Annotated in this window: 4 protein-coding genes and 6 tRNA genes; 2 read left to right on the plus strand and 8 right to left on the minus strand. The window is 35.8% G+C overall.

Annotated elements, in window-relative coordinates; translation table 11 throughout:
• Nucleotides 1–2,124: filamentous hemagglutinin N-terminal domain-containing protein (locus FZ945_RS07970; protein WP_148803823.1), on the minus strand; the 2,124-nt coding region annotated here is incomplete at its 3' end.
• A gap of 9 nt (nucleotides 2,125–2,133) precedes the next feature.
• On the minus strand, nucleotides 2,134–3,420 hold the full coding sequence (locus FZ945_RS07975) for a ShlB/FhaC/HecB family hemolysin secretion/activation protein (RefSeq protein WP_187424189.1): 1,287 nt from the start codon (nucleotides 3,418–3,420) through the stop codon (nucleotides 2,134–2,136).
• Nucleotides 3,421–4,341: 921 nt separating this feature from the next.
• On the opposite strand from FZ945_RS07975, the gene FZ945_RS10355 reads away from it, so the two are divergent.
• Complete coding sequence (locus tag FZ945_RS10355; RefSeq protein ID WP_262367197.1) at nucleotides 4,342–4,725, plus strand: DUF4198 domain-containing protein; 384 nt, start codon at nucleotides 4,342–4,344, stop codon at nucleotides 4,723–4,725.
• The gene (locus FZ945_RS10360) at nucleotides 4,668–5,087 is read left to right on the plus strand and encodes a DUF4198 domain-containing protein (protein ID WP_262367198.1); all 420 of its coding nucleotides are present in this window, start codon (nucleotides 4,668–4,670) and stop codon (nucleotides 5,085–5,087) included. Before FZ945_RS10355 ends, FZ945_RS10360 begins: the two co-directional genes overlap by 58 nt.
• Before the next feature lie 492 nt (nucleotides 5,088–5,579).
• Here the strand turns inward: FZ945_RS10360 and FZ945_RS07985 are convergent.
• From FZ945_RS07985 to FZ945_RS08010, 6 genes are all read right to left on the minus strand, one after another.
• Nucleotides 5,580–5,654 (minus strand) — tRNA-Glu (locus FZ945_RS07985).
• Nucleotides 5,655–5,660: 6 nt separating this feature from the next.
• Nucleotides 5,661–5,736, minus strand: a tRNA-Lys gene (locus FZ945_RS07990).
• A 123-nt stretch (nucleotides 5,737–5,859) separates the two neighbouring features.
• Nucleotides 5,860–5,936: transfer RNA gene (locus tag FZ945_RS07995), tRNA-Asp, on the minus strand.
• Nucleotides 5,937–5,948: 12 nt separating this feature from the next.
• Nucleotides 5,949–6,024 (minus strand) — tRNA-Val (locus FZ945_RS08000).
• A 16-nt stretch (nucleotides 6,025–6,040) separates the two neighbouring features.
• A tRNA-Glu gene (locus tag FZ945_RS08005) sits at nucleotides 6,041–6,116 on the minus strand.
• Nucleotides 6,117–6,130: 14 nt separating this feature from the next.
• Nucleotides 6,131–6,206 (minus strand) — tRNA-Lys (locus tag FZ945_RS08010).
• Nucleotides 6,207–6,254 lie beyond the last annotated feature (48 nt).

Here is a 6,254-nt window from a genome sequence, read left to right on the forward strand (position 1 = left end):
TACGCTGCCAGCTAGGCTTATGTTGCCTTTGGCGTCTAGGTCTATATTATTTGCCATTACTAGAGCTGAGGCTTTTACGTTTTTATCTTTGGCCTCTTTTTTAAATTTACTTATGCTCTCATTTCTTGCTTCATATAAGCCATCAAGAATATTTGCTATATAAGCAGAGTTTATGCTATCAAGGCTGTAGTAGTATCCTTGGTTTTTTACCCTTCTATTTAGGTTTTTTATTATTGGGCTATTAAATATTGGCTCAGAGAATTTATCCAGATCAACATTTGCTAGCTTTATATCATCATTTAGTGCGTAGCTTGAAAAGTCTTGTGTGCTTCCTACTATGTTATTGCCCGCTGCAAATACTGCTGGCAAGCCAACATCTGTGTATGAGAAGTTAAATACAGCACCTTTGCCACCTTTAGTCACCCATCTTTTTTGACCAAGGATTTTTCCTCTTTTACCTTTCCACTCTTGCTTTTTCCATTTAAATTCGTTAAAGCTGCTAACATCTCTTGTTAAATTTAGCGCTACGTTTGTTATATCTTTGCTATCAAGCACGAGGTCGTTGCCTGCGTAGATAAAGCTCTTATCATTTAGCACTTCATCTACTTTTAAATTTATATCATTGCTTGCTACTATGCTACCTGGGATGAAATTGGCTTTATCATCTTCGTTTAAAATTTCTTTGTTTATAGAGTAGTAAATTCTCTTTAGCACTTCGCGGTCTTTTGCTTTACTAGTATCAAGTACTACTTCGTTTTTATCGATGTCTAGTCTTAAGTTAGCAAATACCTTTGTCGATGTGCCATATAGATATGAGTCTTTGTGTAAATTTAGAGCATAAAGGGTGCTATCTTTGCTTATAGCCTCTTTTAAAATTTCAGCATTTAGCTCATCTTCGCTTAGCTCTTTGCCTAGTTTTTTAAATTTAGCCTCGATCTTTGCTTTTATCTCTTTTAAATTTACCTCTTCAAGTTTAAATCTATTCTCACCGCTTTGCTTTAGAGCTAAATTTTTAGCAAATAAGCTTTTCTCCACCCTAGCCTGCGAGCTTGAGTTATTTACCAGCTTTTTGGCCTCTACATTTATATCTTTAGCATAAATCCCGCTTGAGGTATTTACTAACGTGTCTGCTTTTATATTAAGGCTCTCTTTGGCTGCTATTAGTGCTTCATCTTTGTTTGTTATAGTATTTGCCTCTATCTTAGCCTCTTTGTTAGAAGCGATAGCACCAGCATTAACTATATCGCCATCAAGGCTTATCTCTATGTTGTTATTTGCTATAACTAGGCCGTTATTATTTACGCCTACGCCGTTACTTGTGCCAACTAGTTTGATTTTATTAGCATACATACCGCCAAGTGCGCTACTATCTAGGCTAAAGCTGTTTTCTTGGTTTTTAGCTTTTACGTCGTTATATAGTTTGCCATTGCTTGAAGCAACCGCCTTTTCACCGATGATATTTAGCTCATTTGCGTGGATATTTGAGTTTAAATTTACAGCATTTGAGATGACGTTTGTATAGTCGCTACTCTTATCGTTTAGGCCGTCCCCTACGATGTCGATAGAGTTATTAGATATTAGCTCTATCTCTTTAGGACTTAGTTTATTGATATTGCCTGTTGTTAGGGTGAGTGAGCGAGAGTTGATCATATTTAGACCATCTACGCTTATGCCATTTGGGTTTGCTATGACTACATCAGCTCTACTACCTGCAACCTCTAAATTTCCTTTTAGAGATGATTTTTCAGCCGAATTTACCTTGTTGATAATAAGGCTTGCCTCTTTAGTAAGCCTATAGTTTGCATCTATCTGGCCAGCTATCTTTGTATCTATGTTTTTATTAGAGTTATTAAGGATAGTGCCAGTGGTTGGCGTATTAAACCTGCTATATTCATTTATAGAGACGCCCTTGCTATCAGGGTTTGTGATGTTTATTATTAGCGTCTCATTAGGAGCTTTTAGTATATCAGGGCGGTTGCTAGCACCTGGGTCAGCTATGATACTTGGCTCATTTGCAAGGGCAGGCATAGTGCCAAGTAGCAAAGAGAGACTTATGTAGAAATTTAAGCCTATGGTTAAAAGGCTAGGCTTTTGTGCATTTGAAATTTGATTGTCCTTTAGCATATTTTATCCTTAAAATTCGTAGCTTATGATGAAATTTACATTTGTTGATTTAGATTCAAAGCTCTTTGGTTTATAAAGAGGTTTAGAGACTGATATGTCGTAGCTTAGGTTGTTGTAAGCTTTTATGCTACCTCTTAGACCTATGGCGTATCCTGCAAGGGTGTTTTTATCCTTTATGCCGCTACTTGCTGCTCTTACCATGCCAGCGTCAAGCCCTGCATAGACAGAGTTGCTCTTATAGTAGTTATATGAGAGGGTATTTCTTACGCTTACTCCGTGGTTTCCAACAAGCGAGCTCTCCCCGTCAAATCCCCTAACACTGTGATATCCACCGATACTAAATTTATCTTGCAAGCTTAGTTTATTTAGTCCATATCTTGCGTTGATATTTAGATCATAGCTTAGTGGAAGTTCAAATTTATATTTGTAGTTTAGGTTTAAATTTATTAGAGCAAACCTAGATGTAGCCTCCCCGCTATCCTCCAAAGGATCAGGCTGTGATCTAAATATACCAGTGCCCTTTTTGTAAGCTAGCTTGGCGCTAAAAGCTTGGTTGTAAGAATTCCAGCTTGATTTTACGCCTACCTCATATCCAGCATTTCTTCTAGCTTGGTTATCTAGCTCGTAGTCCTCTAGGTAGTTTTTATTTTTTCTCTTAAATAGTTTTACATAAGCGCTATTTTTAAAATTTGAATCCCTATAAAATGTATAAGCAAGGCTTAGTGAGTCGCTCTCGCTTCTACCTTTATATGTGTAGAGATTATAGGCTGCATTTATGATCTGAGCGTAGTCATATTTGCTCTTTTCATACTCAAGCATGAAGTAGCCAAATGGGATACTAAAGCCGTAATAGTAGTTATTTGAAGCTCCGTGATCAGTGGCGCCATTAAATTTATTTGTGACCTCATATTTTTTAAAGATATCTTTGCCACGTGAGAAGCTAAAAATTTCGTTAAATCCAAGTAAATTTAGTGTGCTTAAATTTAGCATGCCTTGATACTTGCCGCTTTGTTTTGAGCCAAGGTTATCAATGCTAATAGCAGCCTTTAGTGGGAAGCTATCAACTCTAGTGATCACTATATTTGAAAAGCCAGCCCTATTTGAAGGTAAGAATTTAATGCTAACATCATTTTTCGAGACGTTTTGCAGTGACTCAAGAGCCTGCTCGATATCTCTTATGTTTGCCACTTTATTTTTATGAGAGTACTCACCAAATGCGCTAAATAAGCTCGCTCTATTTCTTTGGCTATCAAGCTCGTTTATGCTTATATCATCTATTAGGCCAAGATTTATCACAAACTCTAGCTTGGCATCTTTTAGGCTCTTTGTAACAAGGCTCGCACTTGAAGTGATATAGCCACTTTTTATTATCTCGTTGTTAAAAGAGTTTATGATTAGATTGATAGAGTTTTTGCCAAGACAGCTACCTGATTTAAAATCAAGCTTATTTAAGCTAGCCTCTAAAATAGAGTTAAATTTAGAGTAGTTTGCATTATAAGCTTTTCTTATTATAGCCTCATCAGCACCACTGCTAGCATTAAAGCTAGCTACTTCGTTCTCACTAAGAAGTGAAATTTTATCTATTTTAAAGCATGGGGTTTCGTTTAAATTTAGCTTACCTTCTGAAGCTATTTTTTTCGTTAAGCAAATTTATGTTGGAGCTTTCGTTAAAAGAGCTTGCCATATTCGCTCTAATCTCTTCGTTGTTTAACTCGTTTTTTAGATTAGTCTCATTAGCAAGTAGCGTAGCACACACCATGCTTAAAGATAAGAGAGTTCTCATCTTAACCTTCCTTGGAAATAATTATAAAGTTATATTTTCTAAAATAATTTAGTGACATTATAAAGGATATAATCTTAATCTAATATTAAAATATAATGAGAAAAAAGAATTTTTATACAAAATATTTCAGAAATAAAACTTTTTAGCTATATAAATGGCAAAGGCAAATTTATTTTGATTTGTTCCTTTTTAGGCAAAATTTAATTTTATATTGACAATGATTATTATTTTAATATAATTGCACCACTGATTTAAATATCGTTTTTTCAATAGCTAAAGTATTTTTAAAAGTTGTATTATTTTATAAATTTAGATAAATAATTTTAGTTTTGATTACTAAATTTGTTAAGTAAATAGCAAAATTTAGCTATGTGAAAATTTAAAAATATTTTTGTGACATATATTGAAAACATTTTAACCTAAAAGGATATCTAATGAACAAGCATTTATTTGCACTTTTGGCTTTGGCAGCTTTTAGCAGCCATTCTTTAGCTCATGAATTTTGGCTTTTTGGCAGCAGCAAAGAGGTAACAAGCGTTGATATCGGCTATGCGGACGATTTTCCGACCGTTGAAAAGATCCCAGATAATAGGATCGCCCTATTTGAAGCCCCGTACGTTATAAACAAAAATGGCGAAAAACTGAGCCTAAAACAAAGCGGCGAAAACTACCATTATGAAAGAGCCAAACTAGAAGACGGCTCATACCTTATAGCTGGCGAGTATAAGCCTACGTTTTGGACAAAAGCGAGCGATGGCACATGGGCAAAACCAAAGAGGACATCAAGGACGCTAAATACTGCAAAAAAGCGAGCATGAGTGCAAAAGGCGTCATAAATAAAAACGCAAAAGACGGCTCAGTCACAAAGCCATCCAACCAACGCCTAGAGATAGTTCCGCTTGACAATCCAGCAAATTTCAAAGTTGGCGTGCCGTTTAAAGTAAAAATTCTATTTGAAGGCAAACCTTTAGAAAATGCTACACTTGATGGAACATTTGATGGTTTCTTGAAAGAAAAAAGCGCATTTCACGGAGAAACTGAGCCAGATGGTACGATAGAAGTGCTTGCGCTTAAACCTGGAAAATGGCTACTGCAAACTGTGCATAAAATGCCATTTGCTGACTCTAAAATTTGCGATGACGAGACGATCGCGGCAACACTTGCATTTGAGCTAAAATAGATCAAATTTAAAAGATCAAGTAAGTTTTCATCTTAAATTTATAAAAGGGCGTATTAAATGCGCCCTACCCCTTTTATTTTATAAGTCAAATTTATCAAGGCAAAGTCAGCAAATTTATCAAATTTATGTTGCAGTAAAATTTTTAAATTTGTGTATTTCTAAAAGATTTAATGAAAATGTCAAACTCCAGCAGTCATGATTTCATCATTATTTATAATCTCTAAATTTTTATAAATTGCTGATCCGTTTTAGTCTAAAAACCTTTTTCAAAGCTCAAGCGTATTGTTATTAAAACGAGTTTTATTTATACCTTCAGCAAAGAATTATGAGATTTTGGGATACAGTATTTCAATATAATCTCTGCTATCTAAATACCAAAATTGCTTCGCGTACCAGTAAGCAATTTCGGTAGCAAAATGTGTTCAATTTATTAGTCAAATTTATTGCACTAGCAGTAAATTTGAAAAATTTGAGTTAAATTTAGAAGAAAAATGGTGACCCATACGAGACTCGAACTCGTGTTACCAACGTGAGAGGCTGGTGTCCTAACCGCTAGACGAATGGGCCAAAAGATGGTGCCCCGTGTAGGTCTCGAACCTACGACCCCATCATTAAGAGTGATATGCTCTACCAACTGAGCTAACGAGGCAAGATTAAGTATCAATAACAAATCATAAAGTGTTATCTTAGAACTTATAATCTTAAAATTTAATTTGATCACTCAAAAAACAAGAAAAATAGAATCAAGAACCTTAACCTAAGGTTTAGTAGATGGCGCAGCGGACGGGGCTCGAACCCGCGACCTCCGCCGTGACAGGGCGGCATTCTAACCAACTGAACTACCGCTGCACCTAAAATTAATGGTGGTCGCTATAAGACTCGAACTTATGACATCCACCTTGTAAGGGTGGCGCTCTACCAACTGAGCTAAGCGACCTAAAATTTAAAATATCTGGCGACCCTTAGAGGATTTGAACCTCTGTTCCTACACAGAGAAAGTAGAGTCCTGAGCCACTAGACGAAAGGGTCATAAACCCAAAAAATGGTGTCCTGCGTTGGATTCGAACCAACGGCCCCCTCATTAAAAGTGAGATGCTCTACCGACTGAGCTAGCAAGACATGATTATTTAAAAAAGAATTGAGATTATACAAAAAACATTATTATAT

The organism is Campylobacter concisus (assembly GCF_902460535.1).
Taxonomy (GTDB): Bacteria; Campylobacterota; Campylobacteria; order Campylobacterales; family Campylobacteraceae; genus Campylobacter_A; species Campylobacter_A concisus_AS.

Excerpts from the sequence above, each read along its gene's own strand:
- FZ945_RS10355 (WP_262367197.1), top strand. The coding sequence starts at position 4,342 with ATGAACAAGCATTTATTTGCACTTTTGGCTTTGGCAGCTTTTAGCAGC.
- FZ945_RS10360 (WP_262367198.1), top strand. The coding sequence starts at position 4,668 with ATGGGCAAAACCAAAGAGGACATCAAGGACGCTAAATACTGCAAAAAA.